We start from the raw sequence: 19,575 nt of genomic DNA, 5'->3' as shown, positions 1-19,575 counted from the left end.
GGCCGCGCGGACGGGGAGGCACCGCGCGGCCGCCCCCGCGGCCCCCGCGCGGAGGTGCGCACACGACCGGAGGTCCCCCGCACCGCCCGCCACGCCTCACGCGCGGAGGCGCGCAGACGACCGGCGGATTGACGCAGCGTCCGCCACGCATGACGCGGGGCGGCAGGCAGATCACCGGTGACGGCATCACGCAACGACCGCCCTGCATGACACGCGGAGGGGCGCAGATGACCGGTGCCGGCATCACGCAACGCCCGCCGCGCATGACACGCGGAGGCAGGCAGACGGCCGGCCGTATCGGCATTTCGCAGCGGCCGCCGCGCATGACCCGAGGCGGCGCACACAGAACCGGGCGATCGGGCGAGACACAACGCCCGCCGCGCATGACGCGGGGCGGGACGCAGAGTATCGGCCGCTCGGGAAGGACGATCGGCCGGTCGCGGCCGAAGTCGAAGGGCTGGGCCGAGGCCGGTGCCTGTCCGATCATCCACATGGCCATGGCCAGAAGCACGGGAAGGATGACGGCCTGCCAGGCGGTCGCGACGCGATCCGGCGGACGGGCGCTCATTGCTCCGCATATGTGAAGGGCTCTCGTTGTCATTTCCGTATCCTCGCGTTGACGTTGTCGGACCGTCCTCGGTCCTTGCGGGATCGGATGACGGGATCGGAGGAGTTTGCGCCCTGTTCGGACATGTCGCCGTGATGGCTGTCACATGTGCCGAGAGTCGCGTTACGCATGGTAAACGGAACATGAGCCGCGTGCCGGCCTCAATCTTTCGTCATGCTTCCGCCCGACGGCCGGGTGGCGACATAGGTGGCGCACCCGCCGAGCAGAAGGGCAACCAGCATGGCGAGCGGCAGGTCGGGCCCGACGCTCGACAGGAAGAAAAGGTAGCCGATCGCCATTCCGGCCAGGGCCGCAAGCTTGGCCCGCGGCCGGATCGCGCGTTCCTCCCGCCAGGCCTGGATGCCCGGGCCGAACAGAGGGTGCTCCACCAGCCAGGCTTCCAGCGCGGGAGAGGAACGCGCGAAGCAGGCTGTTGCCCCGATGAAGAATATGGTCGAGGGCAGCAGCGGCAGAAAAGCGCCGACGACGCCGACGGCGACAAGTGTGCCGCCGAGAAGCCTGTAGAGGACGCGGCTCGTCCGGGCGCGGCGCCGCACGGGCTGCGTTTCATTCATTGTCGCGGTCTTTTCGTTTCAATGAATTCCCCAAAGCAGCCATCTACAGTATCACTCTAGTGGCAGGGGCAACAGGACACGTGCGGAGACGCCTTCCGTGAAGCGATCCCGCGAGAGTTACGGCAAGGTACGACACAAACATGACTGGCGATACGAGTTCGGAGCCCATGGATGGTGGGCACATGGAAAAACCGCCGCGCCCCGGCGCCATGACACGCCTGCGGAACTACTTCCTGACCGGCCTCATCATTGCCGGACCGCTCGGGATCACCGCCTATCTTACATGGTCGATCGTGCAGTGGATCGACGGCTGGATCAAACCCTTCATTCCGGCGATCTACAATCCGGATACCTATCTGCCGTTTCCGGTGCCTGGCGTCGGGCTCATCGTGGCCTTTCTCGGGCTCGTCGTCATCGGTTTCCTGACGGCGAACATCGCCGGGCGGACGCTTCTGTCCTATGGCGAGCTTCTGCTCGGCCGCATGCCGGTCGTGCGCAATCTCTATAGCGGCCTGAAGCAGATCTTCGAGACCGTCCTGGCGGAGCGCTCGAACAGTTTCAAGAAGGCGGCGATCATCCAGTATCCCCGTCCGGGCTTGTGGGCGATCGTTTTCATCGCCACGGACGCGCGCGGCGAGGTGGCGCACAAGCTGGATCACGCCGGCGCGGATGTCACGGCCGTGTTCCTGCCGACGACGCCCAACCCGACCTCGGGATTTCTCCTGTATGTACCGCGAAGCGAGGTCATCGAGCTCGACATGAGCGTTGAAGAGGCGGCCAAACTGGTGATTTCGGCCGGTCTCGTCAGTCCGGACTACGACAAGCTGGTACAGTTGAGGACGGAAGAGGGCGTTGCGGAAGGGCGCGGGCGGGCGAAGACCGGCGGCTGAGCGAGGACGCCAATCGCCACTCCCTGGCTTTGACGCCTAGCCGGCACGCAGCAGGCGGATCGCCTCGTCGCGGCCGAACAGATAGAGAAGCAACCGCAGTGCCGGGCCGCGCGGGCCGGAAAGCTGCGGGTCGGTCTCGAGAATCAGTCGGGCGTCGTCACGGGCGGTTTCCAGAAGGTCGGCCTGGGTGGCGGCATTGGCGATCCTGAAGCCCGGGGATCCCGACTGGCGCGTCCCGAGGATCTCGCCTTCGCCGCGCAGACGCAGGTCTTCCTCGGCGATGCGGAACCCGTCATCCGTCTCCCGCATGATGGACAGTCGCGCGCGCGCGGTCTCGCCGACGGGAGACTTGTAGAGCAGCAGGCAGGTCGAGGCCTCGCTGCCTCGGCCGACACGGCCGCGCAGCTGATGAAGCTGCGACAGGCCGAAACGCTCGGCATGCTCGATGACGATGATCGAGGCGTCGGGCACGTCGACGCCGACCTCGATCACCGTGGTTGCCACGAGGAGCCCCGCCGGCCCGTCGCGAAAGGCGGCCATGGCGGCCGCCTTCTCGTCGCTAGACTGGCGACCATGGACCAAGGCGATGCGCGGTCCGAGCACCTGGACAAGCATGGCGTGGCGTTCTTCGGCTGCCGCCAGGTCCGATTTTTCGGATTCCTCCACCAGCGGACAGACCCAGTAGGCCTTCTTGCCCTCATCGAGTGCCGCGCGAAGCCGATCGACGACATCTTCCATCCGCTCCAGCGGGACCGTGACCGTCTTGATCGGCTGGCGCCCGGCCGGCTTTTCGGCGAGCCGCGAGACGTCCATGTCGCCGAAATAGGTCAGCACCAGGGTGCGCGGGATCGGGGTCGCCGTCATCACCAGCATGTCGACACCCTGGCCCTTGGCGGCCAGTGTCAGGCGCTGGTGAACGCCGAAGCGGTGCTGTTCGTCGACAACGACCAGACCCAGGTTGTGGAAGGCGACGTCGCCCTGGAAGAGCGCATGCGTGCCAACGACAAGGTCGATCTCTCCCGCCTCCAGCGCCGCGCGAGTCTCCCGGCGCTTCCGCGTGCCGTCGCGGCCGGTGAGTATTTCCATGCGGATGCCGGCCGCTTCACAGAAGGGGGCGAGCGAGGCGAAATGCTGGCGAGCCAGGATCTCCGTCGGAGCCATGATGCCCGCCTGGGCGCCCGCTTCGACGACGGCTGCGACGGCGAGCAGGGCGACCACGGTCTTGCCGGCCCCGACATCCCCCTGCAGGAGGCGGAGCATGCGGGTTGGTGCCGCAAGATCCTTCTCGATCTCGGCCACCGCTGCGGCCTGGCCCTGTGTCAGCGAATAGGGCAATGCCTCCAGGATGCGGCGCTTGAGCCGGCCATCGAAGGTCCGGGCGATGCCGCGCGTCTGGCGCATGGAGCGGCGGACCAGCGCGAGGGCCAACTGGTTGGCGAGAAACTCGTCATAGCTGAGCCGGTTACGGGCAGGGGAGATCTCCCCCTGGTCGTCCGTGCCGGTTTTCGCGACATGCTCCTCGTCCGGCCTGTGCATCGCCTTGAGAGCGTCGGGAAACGTCAGCCAACCCTCACGCTTCACAAGGTTCGCATCGAGCCATTCCGGCAGATCGGGCAGACGGGTGAGCGCCTCGGCAATCGCCTTTTGCAGGACCTTCCCGGAAAGTCCCTGCGTCAGCGGATAGACCGGCTCGACCAGCGGCAGGCTGTCTGCTTCCTCCACGGCGACGATATGGTCGGGATGGATCATCTGCGGCCGGCCGTTGAACCATTCGACGCGCCCCGAGACGACCAGGTCGGCCCCGACCGGCAGGGTCTTTTCCAGCCAGGCGGTGTGGGCGTGGAAAAAGACGAAGGCGATTTCGCCGGTCTCGTCATGAGCATAGATACGATAGGGAGCGCGGCTTGATCGGGGAGGTGCCTGATGACGGTCGACGCTGACCTCCAGAGTGACGATCGCGCCTTCCGGGGCGCGGGCGATTCCCGGTCGCAGGCGCCGGTCGATGATGCCGCCCGGCAAATGGAACAGGAGGTCCGCCACATGCGGCTCCCGCTCCCCGTCGACGCCGAGCAGCGTGGCAAGGTTGGCCGCAATGCGCGGGCCGATGCCGGGCAGCGTTGAAACAGGAGCAAAGACAGGATCGAGAAGGCTGGGGCGCATGGCTGGAAAGGCGACTTGTCCGGTAGGTCGTGGCAGGGCGGGGCCGGAACACGGCGGCCAGCGTGGATTGAGTTTCCCGCTGGGACCGCTATAACCCGCGCACCATCAAGGTTCTGTCAAGTCCGCCGCCCGCCATCCACAAGATGTCCGGCTCCCGAGGCGCGGCATGACGAGACGCGAAGGACACATCATGGCCGAACGCATCGAAGCCAGCGCAACCGGAAATGCTGCCGGCGACGAGGCACGCCGCAAGCGTATCCTCTATCGCTGCCAGCATCGCGGAATGAAGGAAATGGACATCCTTCTCGGCGGGTATGCAAAAGCCCATATCCAGTCCCTGCCGGAGGACAGGCTCGACATTCTCGAGCGGTTGATGGACGTGCCGGATCAGGATCTCTTCAACTGGATGATCGGCCGCGTCGCGGTGCCGGCTGAGCATGACACCGAGATCTACCGCGCGGTCGTCGCGTTCAAGGCCGCCGGCGACAGGTCGCCATCCGACTTCTCAGCTTAAGACCGGGAATTCCACGGTGTTTGATCAACTTTCGCTGCAGGGCGGCAATACGGTCGTCACCGGTGTGCCGGACGGCGCCGAGGCCTATGTGCTCGCCGGACTTCTTGCCAAGGCAAAGCCCGGACTCGCGCTGGTTTTCGTGGCGCGCGACGCCTCGCATGCGCAGGCCGTTCAGGAAGGCCTGGGGTATTTCGCACCTGGCGCCGAAGTGCTCGACCTGCCGGCCTGGGACTGCCTTCCCTATGACCGGGTCTCGCCGAACCCGGCGCTTGTCGCCCGACGGCTGACAACCCTGAGCCGGCTTGTCCGGGGCGGACAGGAGGCGCAGCCGACCGTGCTCCTGACCACCGCGAATGCGATACTCCAGCGCTTGCCCGAACCGGAGTTTGCGCGTTCCCAGAGCTGGAGCGCGCGTCCGGGCAACCGCATCAACCTGTCGGAACTGATTGCCTGGCTGGAGACCAACGGGTTTGCCCGTGCCTCGACGGTTCAGGATACGGGCGAATATGCGGTGCGCGGCGGCATCGTCGACATCTATGCGCCCGGTATGGACGCGCCCGTGCGGCTCGATTTTTTCGGCGACACCCTGGAATCGCTGCGCGCCTTCGACACGGAGACGCAGCGCACCACAAAGCAGTTGAAACATCTCGACCTCGTCGCAATGAGCGAGGTGGTGCTGTCCGAGGAGGCGATCTCGCGCTTCCGCAAGCGCTATGTTGCCCGGTTCGGCGCCACGGATCGCGACGACATTCTCTACCAGTCGATCAGCGAAGGGCGGCGTTACGCCGGCATGGAGCACTGGTTGCCGCTCTTCCACGAAGGGCTGGCGACGCTGTTCGACTATTGTGACGGCGTGCCGGTCGTGCTCGCGCCATCCGTCGACGAGGTCGTCCGCGAGCGGCTCGACCAGGTCGCGGAGCATTATCAGGCCCGTGTCGAGGCGCAGGGCAAGGCAGGCGGCAGCGGTTCGGTGCCGTACAAGCCGCTCGATCCCGATGCGCTCTATCTTTCCGGAGAGGAATGGACGACACGCCTTGCCGACGGCGAAAGCCTGAAGCTTTCGGCTTTCGACGTTCCGCCGGGAACGGGGCAGAAGGTCGTTGCGCTGGACGGGCGGCAGGGACGCAGCTTCGCGGCCGAGCGCGGCGCCGGCGACGTCAATGTCTTCGATGCACTCACCTCGCACGCGGCGGCGCGGCGCAAGGCCGGCGACCGGATCGTCATCGCCTGCTGGAGCGAGGGATCGCGCGAGCGGCTCTCGCATGTTCTTGCCGACCACGGTCTCGACAGGGCCGCCCCGGTCGAGACGGATGCCGCCGCGCGTGCACTGCCCACGGGCATGGCGGCGCTCGCCGTGCTTGGCGTGGAGCAGGGTTTCGAGATCGACGGCCTGACACTTGTCTGCGAGCAGGACATTCTCGGCGACCGGTTGGTGCGCCAGCGCAAGCGCCGCGCCAAGGGGGCCAATGTCCTGACCGAGGCGGCAAGCCTCGCGCAGAACGATCTGGTTGTACATGTCGATCACGGTATCGGCCGTTTCATCGGCTTGAAGACCATCGAGGCGGCGGGCGCGCCGCATGACTGCCTTGAGCTGCAATATGCCGGCGGCGACAAGCTGTTCCTGCCGGTGGAGAATATCGAACTGCTGACGCGCTACGGTTCGGAGGATACCGAGGCGCAGCTCGACAAGCTGGGCGGCGGGGCCTGGCAGGCGCGCAAGGCGCGCATGAAGAAGCGCATCCTCGAGATCGCCGACGGGTTGATCAAGACGGCTGCGGCGCGCGCGATGCGCACGGCTCCCCCGATCGCCCCGCCCGAAGGGGTCTATGACGAGTTCGCCACCCGCTTTCCCTATGACGAGACGGAAGACCAGCTCAACGCCATCGACGCGGTGTTCGAAGACCTTGCTTCCGGCCGGCCGATGGACCGGCTGGTCTGCGGCGATGTCGGTTTCGGCAAGACCGAAGTCGCGCTGCGCGCCGCCTTCATCGCCGCGATGACCGGACGCCAGGTGGCGCTGGTCGTGCCGACGACGCTGCTGGCGCGCCAGCACTACAAGACGTTTTCCGACCGCTTCCAGGGATTGCCGATCAATGTCGCGCATGCCTCGCGGCTGGTGCCGGCCAAGGAACTCGCCGCGACGAAGAAGGGGATTGCCGACGGGTCCGTCGACATTGTCATCGGCACCCATGCATTGCTGGCGAAGGGGATCTCGTTCCGGGATCTCGGTCTGCTGATCATCGACGAGGAGCAGCATTTCGGCGTCAAGCACAAGGAGCGGCTCAAGGAGCTCAAGTCCGAGGTTCATGTGCTGACCCTTTCGGCGACGCCGATCCCCAGGACGTTGCAGCTGGCTCTGACCGGAGTGCGCGAGCTGTCGCTGATAGCAACGCCGCCGGTCGACCGGCTGGCGGTGCGCACGTTCATCTCCCCCTTCGACCCGGTGGTCGTGCGCGAGGCGCTGCTGCGCGAGCGCTATCGCGGCGGCCAGAGCTTCTATGTCTGCCCGCGCGTGTCCGACCTGGCCGACCGCAAGGCGTTTCTGGAAGACGTGGTGCCGGAAGTGAAGGTCGCCGTTGCGCATGGGCAGATGCCGCCCGGCGAGCTCGAGGACGTGATGAATGCCTTCTACGAGGGCAAGTACGACGTTCTGCTGTCGACGACGATCGTCGAATCGGGCCTCGACATTCCCACCGCCAACACGCTGATCGTGCATCGGGCCGACATGTTCGGGCTGGCGCAGCTCTACCAGCTTCGCGGCCGCGTGGGGCGCTCCAAGACGCGCGCCTACGCACTGTTCACGGTGCCGGCCAACAAGACGCTGACGACAACCGCCGACCGCAGGCTGAAGGTGCTGCAATCGCTGGACAGCCTTGGTGCGGGGTTCCAGCTCGCCAGCCACGATCTCGACATTCGCGGCGCCGGCAACCTGCTCGGCGAGGAGCAGTCCGGTCACATCAAGGAAGTCGGCTTCGAGCTCTACCAGCAGATGCTGGAGGAGGCGGTCGCCCAGCTTCGCGCGGGCGACGACACGGAAGCGGAGGAAACGTGGTCTCCGCAGATCCAGGTCGGCACGCCGGTGCTCATTCCCGAAAGCTATGTCGCCGACCTGCCGCTGCGCCTGTCGCTCTATCGCCGGCTTGCCGATCTGACGACGACCGAGGAGATCGACGCCTTCGGCGCGGAGATGATCGACCGCTTCGGGTCGCTGCCGGAAGAGGTCGATCACCTGCTCAAGATCGTCTTCATCAAGGGCCTGTGCCGGCGCGCCAATGTGGAGAAGATCGACGCCGGGCCGAAAGGCGTCGTCATCGCCTTCCGTGGCAACGAGTTCCCGAACCCGGCCGGACTGGTGTCCTATATCGCCGAGCAGGGGATCCTGGCGAAGATCCGGCCCGACCAGAAGGTCGTGCTCATTCGCGACTGGGAGACTGCGGAACAGCGGCTGAAGGGCAGCGCCGCCGTGCTCCTGAAGCTTGTGCGCCTCGCCGAGGCCGAAACCGCCGCCGCCTGACAGCCGCCTGACAGCCGCGTGTCCGCCGTGTGTCGGCGGACACGCCGCGGCTGCCGCGATCCACTTTCGGAAACCAACCATTAAGGCTGATAGCCGATAGTCGGTACATCGAACTGTTTGTATCGAGTCGGGTCGCAGCCGTGCCTTTCAATTCCACACGCTATCGTCGGCACACCATTCGCCAGCGCCTTGCCGCGCCGGCGATCGCCATCGGGCTCGTCGCCTATTTCGGCTTTCATGCGCTCAACGGCGAGTTGGGCCTTGTCGGCAAGGCCCGGATCGAACATCGTTATGCGGCGTTGGAAAAGGAGCTGGCGACCCTGCGTGCCGAGCGCGAGGAGCTTCTGCGGCGCGTCGCTCTGTTGCGCCCGGAAAGCCTTGATCCGGACATGATCGACGAACGGGCGCGGCTTGGTCTCAACCTCGTCCATCCGCAGGAGCTTGCCATCCTGCGGCCTGAGAGCAATCGGTGATTTTAACTGAATTTCGATTTAACATATTGATTTAACCGTAATTCAGTTATTTTTGTGATTTCTCATTATTTTCAATAAATTGGTAGCATAATCGATCTCATACATCGTCCTTTCATTGACTTTTCCCTTCGGGTACCTTCCGCTAAGTTGCTGATGGGGAAACGCCGTCCCGAACGGGACGCAAAGCGAGATGAGGGACATGGCTGCAACGTCAGGCAAGACGGCCGGCGGGCGCTCGAGGAGCGCATCCCGGACGAAGGGAGGGGCAGCCAAACAGGCGCCCGCGATCGCGAACTTCACCAAGGAGCAGGAGCTCGCCGCCTACCGGCACATGCTGCTGATCCGGCGTTTCGAGGAAAAGGCCGGCCAGCTTTACGGCATGGGCCTCATCGGCGGCTTCTGCCATCTCTATATCGGACAGGAAGCGGTTGTCGTCGGCATGCGCATGGCGGCCAAGGACGGCGACCAGATGATCACGGGTTACCGCGATCACGGACACATGCTGGCGATGGACATGGACCCGAAGGGCGTCATGGCCGAACTGACCGGGCGACGGGGCGGCTATTCCAAGGGGAAGGGCGGCTCCATGCACATGTTCTCCAAGGAAAAGCAGTTCTATGGCGGCCACGGCATCGTCGGCGCACAGGTGTCGCTCGGCACCGGGCTCGGCTTTGCCAACAAGTACCGGGAGAACGGTGCCGTCGCGATGACGTATTTCGGTGACGGAGCGGCCAACCAGGGCCAGGTCTACGAGAGCTTCAACATGGCCCAGCTGTGGAAGCTGCCGGTCATCTACGTGATCGAGAACAACAAGTACGGCATGGGGACGAGCATCGAGCGCGCCTCGGCCACCACCGACCTGTCGCATCGCGGCGCCTCCTTCGGCATTCCGGGCGAACAGGTCGACGGCATGGACGTGCGCGCCGTGATGGCGGCCAGCGAGAAGGCACTCGAGCATTGCCGCACGGGCAAGGGGCCGTTCATTCTCGAGATGATCACCTATCGCTATCGCGGCCACTCCATGTCCGACCCGGCCAAGTACCGGTCGAAGGACGAGGTGCAGAAGATGCGGACCGAGCACGATCCGATCGAGCAGGTCCGCAAGCGCATCCTCGACAATGGCTGGGCAAGCGAGAACGACCTCAAGGGCATCGACAAGGAAGTGCGCGAGATCGTGGCGGAATCCGCCGAGTTCGCGCAGACCGACAAGGAGCCGGATGTTTCCGAGCTCTATACCGACATTCTTCTGTGAGGGTGGGACCGAGCGATGCCGATTGAGATTCTGATGCCGGCCCTCTCGCCGACGATGGAAGAGGGCACCCTGGCGAAATGGGTGAAAAAGGAAGGCGACAGCGTTGCCGCCGGTGACGTGATCGCCGAGATCGAAACCGACAAGGCGACGATGGAGGTCGAGGCCGTCGACGAGGGGACGATAGGCAAGATCCTCGTTGCCGAGGGCTCGGAGAACGTCAAGGTCAACACGCCGATCGCGCTGTTGCTTGGCGAGGACGAGAATGCGTCCGACCTGGACGCCGCGCCCAAGGCTGCGCCCGCTCCGGCAGCCGAGCCTGCGCCGGCACAGTCCGCCTCCGCACCCGTTCCGGCTGCGCCGGTGGCGCCGGCCCCCGACGTGCCGGCCGAACCGGATGCTCCGGAGGGCACGCCGATGGTCAAGTCGACCGTCCGCGAGGCGCTGCGCGATGCCATGGCCGAGGAAATGCGCCGCGACGGCGACGTGTTCCTGATGGGCGAGGAGGTTGCCGAATACCAGGGCGCCTACAAGATCTCGCAAGGGTTGCTGGACGAGTTCGGGCCGAAGCGCGTCATCGACACGCCGATCACCGAGCACGGGTTCACCGGCCTTGGCGTCGGCGCGGCGATGGCCGGATTGCGGCCGATCGTCGAGTTCATGACGTTCAACTTCGCCATGCAGGCGATCGACCAGATCATCAACTCCGCCGCCAAGACGCTCTACATGTCCGGCGGCCAGATGGGCGCGCCCATCGTGTTCCGCGGCGCGAACGGCGCGGCGGCGCGCGTCGGCGCCCAGCACAGCCAGGACTACGCCGCGTGGTACGCGCATGTGCCGGGCCTGAAGGTGGTTCAGCCGTGGTCGGCGGCCGATGCAAAGGGCCTGCTCAAGGCCGCGATCCGCGATCCCAATCCGGTGATCTTCCTTGAGAACGAGATCCTCTACGGCCAGACCTTCGAGATGCCGGATGTCGAGGATTTCGTCCTTCCCATCGGCAAGGCCAAGATCGAGCGCAAGGGCAGCGATGTCACCATCGTCTCCTGGGGCATCGGCATGACCTATGTGATGAAGGCGGTGGAGGAACTGGCGGCGGCGGGCATTTCGGCGGAAGTCGTCAACCTGCGTTCGATCCGCCCGCTCGACATCGACACGGTGATCGCCTCGGTGAAGAAGACCGGGCGGCTGGTGACGGTCGAGGAAGCCTATCCGATGTGCTCGGTCTCCTCGGAGATCAGCTACCAGGTTCAGGAAAAGGCGTTCGACTGGCTCGATGCCCCGATCCTGCGCGTGACCGGCAAGGACGTGCCGATGCCCTATGCGGCCAATCTGGAGAAGCTCGCACTGCCGTCGGTGCAGGAAGTCATCGATGCGGTGAAAGCCGTGACCTACACCGCCTGAGGCGAGGGACGAACGATGCCAATCAAGATTTTGATGCCGGCCCTTTCTCCCACGATGGAAGAGGGCAACCTGGCCAGGTGGCTGGTGAAGGAAGGCGACAGCGTCTCCTCGGGCGACGTGATCGCCGAGATCGAAACCGACAAGGCGACGATGGAAGTCGAAGCCGTCGACGAGGGCAAGATCGGCAAGATCCTTGTCGCGGAAGGCTCCGAGGGGGTGAAGGTCAACGAGGTCATCGCCCTGTTGCTGGAAGAGGGCGAGGACGCTTCGGCGCTTGACGGGGCCGCGAAGACCGACGCTACGCCGGCCAAGGTCGAAGCCCCCGCGAAACCGGAGGCTTCGGCAAAATCGGAGGCGCCGGCGCAAGCCGATGCCGCGCCGGCCAAGGCCCCGCCAGCCCCGGCGAGTGCCGGAGGGGGGCGGATCTTCGCCTCGCCGCTGGCACGCCGTCTTGCCTCGCAGAACAGCCTGGACCTTGCCGCGATCGGCGGTTCCGGTCCGCATGGCCGCATCGTCAAGCGCGACATCGACGAGGCGCTTGCAGCCGGCACCGGCAAGGCTTCGGCCGCGCCCGCCGCCGAGGCTCCGAAGGCAGCCAGCGCCCCGGCGCCGGCCATGGCAAAGGGGCCGTCCAGCGATCAGGTTCTGAAGCTGTTCGAGGACGGATCCTACGAACTCGTGCCGCATGACGGCATGCGCAAGACCATTGCCAAGCGGCTGACGGAATCCAAGCAGACCATCCCGCATTTCTACGTCTCGGTGGATTGCGAGCTGGACGCTCTGCTGGCCCTCCGGACCCAGCTGAACGATGCGGCGCCGAAGGACAAGGACGGCAAGCCGGCCTACAAGCTTTCGGTCAACGACATGACCATCAAGGCGCTGGCGCTGGCCTTGCGCGACGTTCCGGATGCGAATGTCTCGTGGACGGACGAGGCGATGGTCAAGCACAAGCACTCGGATGTCGGCGTCGCCGTGTCGATCCCCGGCGGACTGATCACGCCGATCGTGCGCAGTGCCGAGATGAAGCCGCTGTCGGTCATCTCCAACGAGATGAAGGACATGGGCAAGCGCGCCAAGGAGCGCAAGCTCAAGCCCGAGGAGTATCAGGGCGGCACCACGGCGGTTTCCAACATGGGCATGATGGGCGTCAAGGACTTCGCGGCGGTGGTCAATCCGCCCCACGCGACGATCCTCGCCGTCGGCGCCGGGGAAAAGCGCCCGGTGGTGAAGGGTGATGCGCTGGCCATTGCGACCGTGATGACCGTGACGCTCTCCACCGATCACCGGGCCGTCGACGGCGCGCTCGGGGCCGAGCTTCTCGCCGCCTTCAAGGGTTACATCGAAAACCCGATGTCGATGCTGGTGTGACCGGGCGCGGCGGTGGGGACCTTGCGTTCCCGCCGCTGCTCCGCGGTATTTTTTGCCATTCCCGTTGTCGGGTCCGCATACGGGCGGCTGCCGGTCGATCCAAGGCCGTTGATCCACCGCCCGATCTGGAGGATTTTTCATGAGCGGCACGTCCTATGACGTCATCATCATCGGTTCGGGACCGGGCGGCTATGTCGCCGCGATCCGCGCCGCGCAGCTTGGCCTGAAGACCGCCATCGTCGAGCGCGAGCATCTTGGCGGCATCTGCCTCAACTGGGGCTGCATCCCCACGAAGGCGCTGCTGCGCTCGGCCGAGATCCTCGACCATGCCAATCACGCCAAGAGCTACGGCCTCAAGCTCGAGGGCAAGATGACGGCGGACGTGAAGGATGTCGTTGCGCGCTCGCGCGGTGTCTCGGCGCGGCTCAACGGCGGCGTTGCCTTCCTGATGAAGAAGAACAAGATCGACGTGATCTGGGGCGAGGCGAAGCTGACCAAGCCCGGCGAGATCGTCGTCGCGAAGTCGTCCAAGCCCGTTGTCGAGCCGCAGAACCCGGTGCCGAAGGGCGTCAAGGGCGAGGGCACCTACACGGCCCGCAACATCATCGTCGCCACCGGCGCCCGTCCGCGCGCCCTGCCGGGCATCGAGCCGGACGGCAAGCTGATCTGGACCTATTTCGAGGCGATGAAACCCGACTTCATGCCGAAGTCGCTGGTGGTGATGGGCTCGGGTGCCATCGGCATCGAGTTCGCGAGCTTCTACCGCTCGATGGGCGTCGACGTGACGGTGGTCGAGGTCATGTCGCAGGTGATGCCGGTCGAGGACGCGGAGATTTCCGCCCTTGCCCGCAAGCAGCTCGAGAAGCGCGGCCTCAAGATCCTGACAGAGGCGAAGGTGACCAAGGTCGAGAAGGGCGCCAACTCGATCACCGCCCATGTCGAGACCAAGGACGGCAAGGTGGAGAAGATCACCGCTGATCGCCTGATTTCGGCCGTCGGCGTGCAGGGCAATATCGAAGGGCTCGGCCTTGAGGCGCTCGGGGTGAAGACCGACCGGGGCTGCATCGCCATTGACGGCTACGGGCGCACCAATGTGCCGGGCGTCCACGCCATCGGCGACGTCGCCGGCCCGCCGATGCTGGCCCACAAGGCCGAGCATGAGGGTGTTGTCTGCGTCGAGAAGATTGCCGGGCTGCCGAATGTCCACCCCATGGACAAGTCCAAGATCCCGGGATGCACCTATTGCAACCCGCAGGTCGCCTCCGTCGGGCTGACGGAAGCGAAGGCGAAGGAACAGGGGCGTGACGTCCGCGTCGGCCGCTACAGCTTCGTGGCCAACGGCAAGGCCATCGCGCTTGGCGAGGACCAGGGGATGATCAAGACCATCTTCGACAAGAAGACGGGCGAACTGATCGGTGCTCACATGGTCGGAGCCGAGGTCACGGAGCTCATCCAGGGTTTTGTCGTCGCCATGAACCTGGAGACGACCGAGGAAGAGCTGATGCACACGATCTTCCCGCATCCGACCCTGTCGGAAATGATGAAGGAAAGTGTGCTCGACGCCTATGGCAAGGTCCTGAACGCCTGAGGAGCCGGAGCCAGGGGGCTGGGCTCGCGACCGCTTGAGTTGTTGCGCGGAACGTCTAACCTTGGCGGGCGCACGGGCGCGCATACTCGCAAAACGGGGATTCGACATGGACGTCAAAAACATCCTGATCTGGTGCGCTATCGGTCTGATCGCCGGCTGGCTGGCGAGCCTCGTGCTCGGTGGCGGCGGGCTGGTGCGCTATCTGATCACCGGCCTGATCGGCGCATTCGTCGGCGGGTTCCTGTTCAATCTTGCCGGCATCAACATCAATGTCGGCAACTCGTTCGTGAACCAGATCATCGTGGCGGCGATCGGCGCGATTGTCGTTGTCCTCGTCGCGCGGGTCCTGGCCTGATCCTTTCGGCACGAACCGCCGGCCGGGCTTTCCCGGCCGGCATGCATCCGCCAGGCAGAGTGACGGAGACATCATGGGTTTCATCGTCTGGATCGTGATCGGCCTGATCGCCGGTGCGGTGGCGCATCGGGTGCTCGACAGCCGTGGCGGGTTTCTCGGCAGCCTCGTTGTCGGCCTGATCGGCGCCCTTGTCGGCGGCAAGATCGCGGAGCTGCTGGACCTCAACGTCACCGGCGGGTTCATCGACCAACTGGTGCTGGCCACGGTCGGCGCCATCCTTTCTCTCTTCGTCTGGCGCAAGATCCGCAGCTGAGCAGGCGCGGCACCCGCCGGACGACGACGCCACGCACAACAGGACCTCCAGATGGGTGACGCCCCAGACCTCGACGACTATCCGGTGCGATCCACCGACAAGCTGCGCTATTGCGACACGGACCGTCAGGGCCACATCAACAACGCGGTGTTCTCCACTTTCCTGGAAACCGGTCGGGTCGACATGCTCTATGCTGGTGAGGACAGTGTTGCGCAGCCGGGCGCCAACTTCGTCATTGCCCGTCTGGAGCTGGACTTCCTCGCGGAAGGGAAATGGCCGGGCTCGGTGGAGATCGGGTCTGCGGTCGAGAGGATCGGGCGCAGTTCGCTGACGCTGGATCAGCTCATCTGCCAGGATCGCCGGCCGATTGCCCGGGCGCGGACGGTGATTGTCCTGATGAACGACGAGACACGCAAATCGCAACCTCTGTCCGAGGAAGCGCTTACGAAGCTCGGGCGCTTCATGAAAGCTGCTCCCAGGGCATAGCAGCCCTGTTGTGAAACACTTGACCTTTCTCACCAATAGCGACAGTTAGGGGCCATGGTCACGATCCTCGATACGGTTTCCAACCGGGACACAGACGCCGCGCGGCCCCGCCATCCGGAGAAGGCCCACCGGCCCGACAATCCGATCCAGCGCAAGCCCGCATGGATCCGGGTCAAGGCGCCGACGTCGCCCGTCTACCGGGAAACGCAGCAGGTCGTGCGCTCCAACAATCTCGTGACCGTGTGCGAGGAGGCCGGCTGCCCCAATATCGGCGAGTGCTGGTCGAAGAAGCACGCGAGCTTCATGATCCTCGGCGACACCTGCACGCGGGCCTGCGCCTTCTGCAACGTGCGCACCGGCATGCCCGGTCCCGTCGACAGGAACGAGCCGACCGGCGTTGCCGAGGCCGTGGCGACGATGGGGCTGCAGCATGTGGTCATCACCTCCGTCGACCGGGACGATCTCGACGATGGCGGGGCGGGGCATTTCGCCGAGGTCATCGGTGCCATCCGCGAGCGGGCACCGGGCACGACGATCGAGGTCCTGACACCGGATTTCCTGCGCAAGCCGGGGGCCCTGGAGACCGTGGTGCGGGCACGGCCCGACGTCTTCAACCACAATCTGGAAACGGTGCCCTCGAAATACCTGACGGTTCGTCCGGGCGCCCGCTACTTCCATTCCATTCGCCTGCTCCAGCAGGTGAAGGAAATCGATCCGGCGATGTTCACCAAGTCGGGCATCATGGTCGGGCTCGGCGAGGAGCGGAACGAGGTGCTGCAGCTGATGGACGACCTGCGCAGCGCGGATGTCGACTTCCTCACCATTGGCCAGTATCTGCAGCCGAGCTCGAAGCACCATGCCGTGGCCCGCTTCGTCACGCCGGACGAGTTCAAGGCCTTCGAGAAGATCGCCTATGCCAAGGGCTTCCTGAAGGTCTCGGCCAGCCCGCTGACCCGCTCCTCGCACCATGCGGGCGAGGATTTCGCCGATCTGAGGCGCGCCCGGGACGCAAAACTGGGTGGCAAGGCGCTCGCCTGAGGCGCAGGATTGCAGCGGGCCTTTGGCGAAGCGGCGGAATCACGCTAAAGCCGAGGCGGCAGGCGCCTGCGGGGAGTTTTCGACGTTCCCGCATGATGGCCGGAAGAGTTGAAACAGGACCGGACGCGGACAAAAACCCGACATGCCGTCATTCCAGACCGTTCACAAGGTCGCCCATAGCAGCGATGACATGTTCTCGCTGGTGGCCGATATCGAAAAGTATCCGGAGTTCGTTCCGCTCTGCGAAAAGCTGCAGGTCCGGGGGCGCCGGGAACTGGACGACGGCCGGACCGTGCTCGTCGCGGACATGACGGTGGCCTACAAGCTGTTTCGCGAGACCTTCACGAGCCGGGTGACGCTGGAGCCTGCCAACGAGCGCATCCTGGTCGAGTATCTCGACGGGCCGTTCCGGCATCTGGAGAACACGTGGACCTTCCGTTCGCTCAGTGAGGACGAGAGCGAGATCGGCTTCTTCATTTCCTACGAGTTCAAGAGCCGTGCGCTCAGCGCGCTGATGTCGGCGATGTTCGACCGCGCGTTCCGCAAGTTCTCCGACGCGTTCGAGGAGCGTGCCGACATCGTTTATGGCGGCGCGGCCTGACGTCCCGACCCCGTCAGCGTCCGTGGTAGGACGGCGCGGCGCGGCCTGAATTGCTGTAGTCGGAAAAAGTCTTGCGGATGAAGATGAAACGCTGGCGGCGGTTCATCGCCTCGTCGCTTGCACGCATCACCTCGATATTGGTGCCGGGCACGCCGATATCTGCCAGCTTGACCTGCTGGTCCGGGTTTTCGCACACGCGGTACCAGCCGGTGCCCCGGTTGTATTCGAGACCGACGTCCCGTCCTTCCTCTGCCTCGTAGTTCATCCAGGCGACGGTCGCGGCCCTGGCGTAATAGGACCGTCCGCACAGCGCGACCTGATACAGGTTCTCGCCGTTCTTCTCGAAAATCTTGTGGCTGGAGTAGAAGGTGCCGTCCTGCTGGCGCGAGATCATGTGAAAATCGCCCGCAAGAGCGCTTGCGGGAACGAGCATGGCCAGGAAGATGAACAGACAGGATTTACGCATATGCCAGGTCCTTGTTTGAGCGGACTGTGCGTTCCATCCCCGGAAAAAATAATTAACGGCAACAAGCGCTTGGAAGTCTGGTCAACAATCCGCTTCCGTGTTGGGTAGAATTGTACCGAACAGCCCTGTCAGTTCCTGCAGGACAAGCCCGACCGTCGCCAGACGGACCCTGTCGCGACCGATATCGCCAAATCGTTTTTCCAGGTGCCGCGTCGCGAAGCCGCGGCGGGCAAACCCGAAATGCACGAGCCCCACCGGTTTTTCCGGAGATCCTCCTCCCGGACCGGCGACACCTGTCACGGAGACGGCGACATCCGCCCGCGAGCGGGCCAGCGCGCCCTCGGCCATGGCGATCGCGACCCGCATGCTGACCGCGCCGTCGCTCGCGATCAGGTCTGCCGGAACACCAAGCATCTCCGTTTTTGCCTCGTTCGAGTAGGTGACGAAGCCCCGTTCGACGACGGCGGAAGAGCCGGATATCTCGGTCAATACACCGGCGATCAATCCGCCGGTGCAGGATTCCGCCGTTGCCAGCATTCGCCCGGCATTGGCGAACTCGCGGATCACCCGTGCGGCGAGATCCTCAAGCGGGGCAAGATCGGTCATCTCAGCCTTCCTGTGCATCCGGCTCATGTTCGGGGAGGCGAACCGTGGCGGTGGCCAGAGCCGCGATGCCTTCCGAACGGCCGGTAAAGCCAAGGCCTTCCGAGGTCGTTGCCTTGACCGACACGCGGCTTGCGGTGGTGCTGCAGATCTCAGCGATTCTTTCCCGCATGCGGTCGCGGTGCGGGCCGATCTTTGGACGCTCGCATACGATCGTGGCATCGAGATGGGTGATTTCGCCGCCGCGCTTGCGCAGGCGCTCGACGGCAAAGGCGAGGAACCGGTCGGAGGAGGCGCCGCGCCATTGCGGGTCGCTCGGCGGAAAGTGCGAGCCTATGTCACCGTCGCAAAGGGTGGCGAGGACGGCGTCCGTCAGGGCGTGCAGCACGACATCGGCGTCGGAATGTCCCTTGAGCCCCTGATCGTGCGGGATCGGTACACCGCCGAGCATGACGTGATCGCCCGCTTCGAAAGCGTGGACGTCATAGGCGGTGGCGACGCGGGTCTCCCAAAACGTGTTCCGCGTTCTCAGGGCTTGCTGCTGCTCGGCCTGCATCAGGTCCTCCGCGCTGGTGATTTTCACATTCGCCGGGTCGCCGAGCGTGACGGCGACCTTCATGCCGGCCCACTGGGCAACGCCCGCGTCGTCGGTCAGGGTGTTCAGTCCTTGTGCGGCGGCCGCCTCGTGTGCCTTGAAGATCGCGTGAAAAGCAAAGGCCTGCGGTGTCTGCGCGGCATGCAAGGCGGTGCGGTCGATAGTCTGCGTGACGTGACCGGTCCCCATGTCGATGCGCTTGAGCGTGTCGGCAACGGGAACGGCGGAGACCGATGCATCCGCGCCCTCGCGAACCGCTGCAATCGAGGCGGCGACAACACTCGCCGTGACAAAAGGGCGCGCTGCGTCGTGGACGAGCACGATCTCCGGTGCGGCCGGGGCGAGAGCACGCAGCCCGCACAGGACCGAGGCCTGGCGGGTGGCGCCGCCGGAAACGGGAGCGCGCATGCGGGGATCGCTTGCAAGATCGCCAATGCCGCGGTCATAGAAGGGACGGTCATCCGGGTGAATGACCACGGTGACCATGTCGATTTCGGAGCAGGCAAGAAGTGCTTCAACAGTATGGCGAAGCACGGCTTTTCCGCCAAGATCGCGATACTGTTTGGGGATGTCGCCGCCGACGCGCGTGCCCCGGCCGGCCGCGACGATGATTGCGGCAACTCCGGTGGCAGGGGGGCTGTCTTGAGTGGCGGCCGGTCTTGTCATTCTTGCAACGTTGATTTTCGAAACTGACCAGCGGGTTTTGGAGCTTTCATTGCTCATCCACAAGGCTTAAGTGCTGCGGTCCAATTTCGCTCTTGCAGCAATTCAGTCATTGT

18 protein-coding genes are annotated in these 19,575 nt (G+C 64.9%); 13 read left to right on the top strand and 5 right to left on the bottom strand.

Translation table 11 applies throughout. The features are described 5' to 3' along the window. Positions 1-768: 768 nt before the first annotated feature. On the bottom strand, positions 769-1,182 hold the full coding sequence (locus tag ACN0T5_RS05835; protein ID WP_417767682.1) for a YbaN family protein: 414 nt from the start codon (positions 1,180-1,182) through the stop codon (positions 769-771). A 182-nt stretch (positions 1,183-1,364) separates the two neighbouring features. On the opposite strand from ACN0T5_RS05835, the gene ACN0T5_RS05830 reads away from it, so the two are divergent. Continuing rightward, entirely contained in the window at positions 1,365-2,072 is a 708-nt protein-coding gene (locus ACN0T5_RS05830; protein WP_417767681.1) for a DUF502 domain-containing protein, read from the top strand. A 36-nt stretch (positions 2,073-2,108) separates the two neighbouring features. Here the strand turns inward: ACN0T5_RS05830 and recG are convergent, their stop codons facing one another. Next, positions 2,109-4,232, bottom strand: a complete 2,124-nt coding sequence (gene recG, locus ACN0T5_RS05825; protein ID WP_417767680.1) for an ATP-dependent DNA helicase RecG — start codon at positions 4,230-4,232, stop codon at positions 2,109-2,111. Between the two features lie 190 nt (positions 4,233-4,422). Between recG and ACN0T5_RS05820 the strand changes: the two genes are divergently transcribed. The 12 genes from ACN0T5_RS05820 to ACN0T5_RS05765 all read left to right on the top strand — a co-directional run bounded on the left by ACN0T5_RS05820 (position 4,423) and on the right by ACN0T5_RS05765 (position 17,132). Beyond that, on the top strand, positions 4,423-4,746 hold the full coding sequence (locus ACN0T5_RS05820; RefSeq protein ID WP_417767679.1) for a succinate dehydrogenase assembly factor 2: 324 nt from the start codon (positions 4,423-4,425) through the stop codon (positions 4,744-4,746). Positions 4,747-4,762: 16 nt separating this feature from the next. Then, positions 4,763-8,260, top strand: a complete 3,498-nt coding sequence (gene mfd / locus ACN0T5_RS05815; protein ID WP_417767678.1) for a transcription-repair coupling factor — start codon at positions 4,763-4,765, stop codon at positions 8,258-8,260. Between the two features lie 140 nt (positions 8,261-8,400). Then, positions 8,401-8,733 carry an FtsB family cell division protein gene (locus ACN0T5_RS05810; protein ID WP_417767677.1) on the top strand — a complete coding sequence of 111 codons (333 nt, stop codon included), beginning with the start codon at positions 8,401-8,403 and terminating at the stop codon, positions 8,731-8,733. Positions 8,734-8,932: 199 nt separating this feature from the next. Then, positions 8,933-9,985 carry a pyruvate dehydrogenase (acetyl-transferring) E1 component subunit alpha gene (gene pdhA, locus ACN0T5_RS05805; RefSeq protein WP_417767676.1) on the top strand — a complete coding sequence of 351 codons (1,053 nt, stop codon included), beginning with the start codon at positions 8,933-8,935 and terminating at the stop codon, positions 9,983-9,985. 15 nt (positions 9,986-10,000) lie between these two features. Further along, complete coding sequence (locus tag ACN0T5_RS05800) at positions 10,001-11,383, top strand: pyruvate dehydrogenase complex E1 component subunit beta (RefSeq protein ID WP_417767675.1); 1,383 nt, start codon at positions 10,001-10,003, stop codon at positions 11,381-11,383. A 15-nt stretch (positions 11,384-11,398) separates the two neighbouring features. Beyond that, positions 11,399-12,751, top strand: a complete 1,353-nt coding sequence (locus ACN0T5_RS05795) for a pyruvate dehydrogenase complex dihydrolipoamide acetyltransferase (protein ID WP_417767674.1) — start codon at positions 11,399-11,401, stop codon at positions 12,749-12,751. Between the two features lie 139 nt (positions 12,752-12,890). Continuing rightward, complete coding sequence (gene lpdA / locus ACN0T5_RS05790; RefSeq protein ID WP_417767673.1) at positions 12,891-14,339, top strand: dihydrolipoyl dehydrogenase; 1,449 nt, start codon at positions 12,891-12,893, stop codon at positions 14,337-14,339. 106 nt (positions 14,340-14,445) lie between these two features. After that, complete coding sequence (locus tag ACN0T5_RS05785; RefSeq protein WP_417767672.1) at positions 14,446-14,694, top strand: GlsB/YeaQ/YmgE family stress response membrane protein; 249 nt, start codon at positions 14,446-14,448, stop codon at positions 14,692-14,694. A gap of 73 nt (positions 14,695-14,767) precedes the next feature. Next, positions 14,768-15,007, top strand: coding sequence for a GlsB/YeaQ/YmgE family stress response membrane protein (locus tag ACN0T5_RS05780; RefSeq protein WP_417767671.1), 240 nt, complete (start codon positions 14,768-14,770; stop codon positions 15,005-15,007). Positions 15,008-15,058: 51 nt separating this feature from the next. Then, positions 15,059-15,493: an acyl-CoA thioesterase gene (locus ACN0T5_RS05775; protein WP_417767670.1), complete on the top strand. Its 435-nt coding sequence runs from the start codon at positions 15,059-15,061 to the stop codon at positions 15,491-15,493. A gap of 54 nt (positions 15,494-15,547) precedes the next feature. Then, positions 15,548-16,531: a lipoyl synthase gene (lipA, locus tag ACN0T5_RS05770; RefSeq protein WP_417767669.1), complete on the top strand. Its 984-nt coding sequence runs from the start codon at positions 15,548-15,550 to the stop codon at positions 16,529-16,531. Positions 16,532-16,673: 142 nt separating this feature from the next. Beyond that, positions 16,674-17,132, top strand: a complete 459-nt coding sequence (locus tag ACN0T5_RS05765; RefSeq protein ID WP_417767668.1) for a type II toxin-antitoxin system RatA family toxin — start codon at positions 16,674-16,676, stop codon at positions 17,130-17,132. Positions 17,133-17,145: 13 nt separating this feature from the next. Here ACN0T5_RS05765 and ACN0T5_RS05760 read toward each other — a convergent pair whose 3' ends face one another. The 3 genes from ACN0T5_RS05760 to ACN0T5_RS05750 form a co-directional block, all read right to left on the bottom strand. Continuing rightward, the gene (locus ACN0T5_RS05760) at positions 17,146-17,598 is read right to left on the bottom strand and encodes a hypothetical protein (RefSeq protein WP_417767667.1); all 453 of its coding nucleotides are present in this window, start codon (positions 17,596-17,598) and stop codon (positions 17,146-17,148) included. Positions 17,599-17,679: 81 nt separating this feature from the next. Continuing rightward, positions 17,680-18,204, bottom strand: a complete 525-nt coding sequence (locus ACN0T5_RS05755) for a CinA family protein (RefSeq protein WP_417767666.1) — start codon at positions 18,202-18,204, stop codon at positions 17,680-17,682. A gap of 1 nt (position 18,205) precedes the next feature. Further along, a complete protein-coding gene (locus ACN0T5_RS05750) occupies positions 18,206-19,462 on the bottom strand; it encodes a bifunctional 2-C-methyl-D-erythritol 4-phosphate cytidylyltransferase/2-C-methyl-D-erythritol 2,4-cyclodiphosphate synthase (protein ID WP_417767665.1) in 1,257 nt (418 codons plus the stop codon). Between the last annotated feature and the right edge of the window lie 113 nt (positions 19,463-19,575).

This window comes from Stappia sp. (genome assembly GCF_048261845.1).
Taxonomy (GTDB): Bacteria; Pseudomonadota; Alphaproteobacteria; order Rhizobiales; family Stappiaceae; genus Stappia.
The sequence above is the reverse complement of the archived record's forward strand: the minus strand, read 5'-3'. Positions and strand labels throughout refer to the sequence as shown.

Bases quoted from the DNA above. Each gene is read 5' to 3' on its own strand.
- ACN0T5_RS05750 (WP_417767665.1), bottom strand. From the start codon at position 19,462: ATGACAAGACCGGCCGCCACTCAAGACAGCCCCCCTGCCACCGGAGTT.
- pdhA (WP_417767676.1), top strand. From the start codon at position 8,933: ATGGCTGCAACGTCAGGCAAGACGGCCGGCGGGCGCTCGAGGAGCGCA.
- ACN0T5_RS05800 (WP_417767675.1), top strand. From the start codon at position 10,001: ATGCCGATTGAGATTCTGATGCCGGCCCTCTCGCCGACGATGGAAGAG.
- ACN0T5_RS05755 (WP_417767666.1), bottom strand. From the start codon at position 18,204: ATGACCGATCTTGCCCCGCTTGAGGATCTCGCCGCACGGGTGATCCGC.
- ACN0T5_RS05820 (WP_417767679.1), top strand. From the start codon at position 4,423: ATGGCCGAACGCATCGAAGCCAGCGCAACCGGAAATGCTGCCGGCGAC.
- ACN0T5_RS05835 (WP_417767682.1), bottom strand. From the start codon at position 1,182: ATGAATGAAACGCAGCCCGTGCGGCGCCGCGCCCGGACGAGCCGCGTC.
- recG (WP_417767680.1), bottom strand. From the start codon at position 4,232: ATGCGCCCCAGCCTTCTCGATCCTGTCTTTGCTCCTGTTTCAACGCTG.
- ACN0T5_RS05775 (WP_417767670.1), top strand. From the start codon at position 15,059: ATGGGTGACGCCCCAGACCTCGACGACTATCCGGTGCGATCCACCGAC.
- ACN0T5_RS05795 (WP_417767674.1), top strand. From the start codon at position 11,399: ATGCCAATCAAGATTTTGATGCCGGCCCTTTCTCCCACGATGGAAGAG.
- ACN0T5_RS05785 (WP_417767672.1), top strand. From the start codon at position 14,446: ATGGACGTCAAAAACATCCTGATCTGGTGCGCTATCGGTCTGATCGCC.
- lpdA (WP_417767673.1), top strand. From the start codon at position 12,891: ATGAGCGGCACGTCCTATGACGTCATCATCATCGGTTCGGGACCGGGC.
- lipA (WP_417767669.1), top strand. From the start codon at position 15,548: ATGGTCACGATCCTCGATACGGTTTCCAACCGGGACACAGACGCCGCG.
- ACN0T5_RS05760 (WP_417767667.1), bottom strand. From the start codon at position 17,598: ATGCGTAAATCCTGTCTGTTCATCTTCCTGGCCATGCTCGTTCCCGCA.
- ACN0T5_RS05830 (WP_417767681.1), top strand. From the start codon at position 1,365: ATGGAAAAACCGCCGCGCCCCGGCGCCATGACACGCCTGCGGAACTAC.
- ACN0T5_RS05780 (WP_417767671.1), top strand. From the start codon at position 14,768: ATGGGTTTCATCGTCTGGATCGTGATCGGCCTGATCGCCGGTGCGGTG.
- ACN0T5_RS05765 (WP_417767668.1), top strand. From the start codon at position 16,674: ATGCCGTCATTCCAGACCGTTCACAAGGTCGCCCATAGCAGCGATGAC.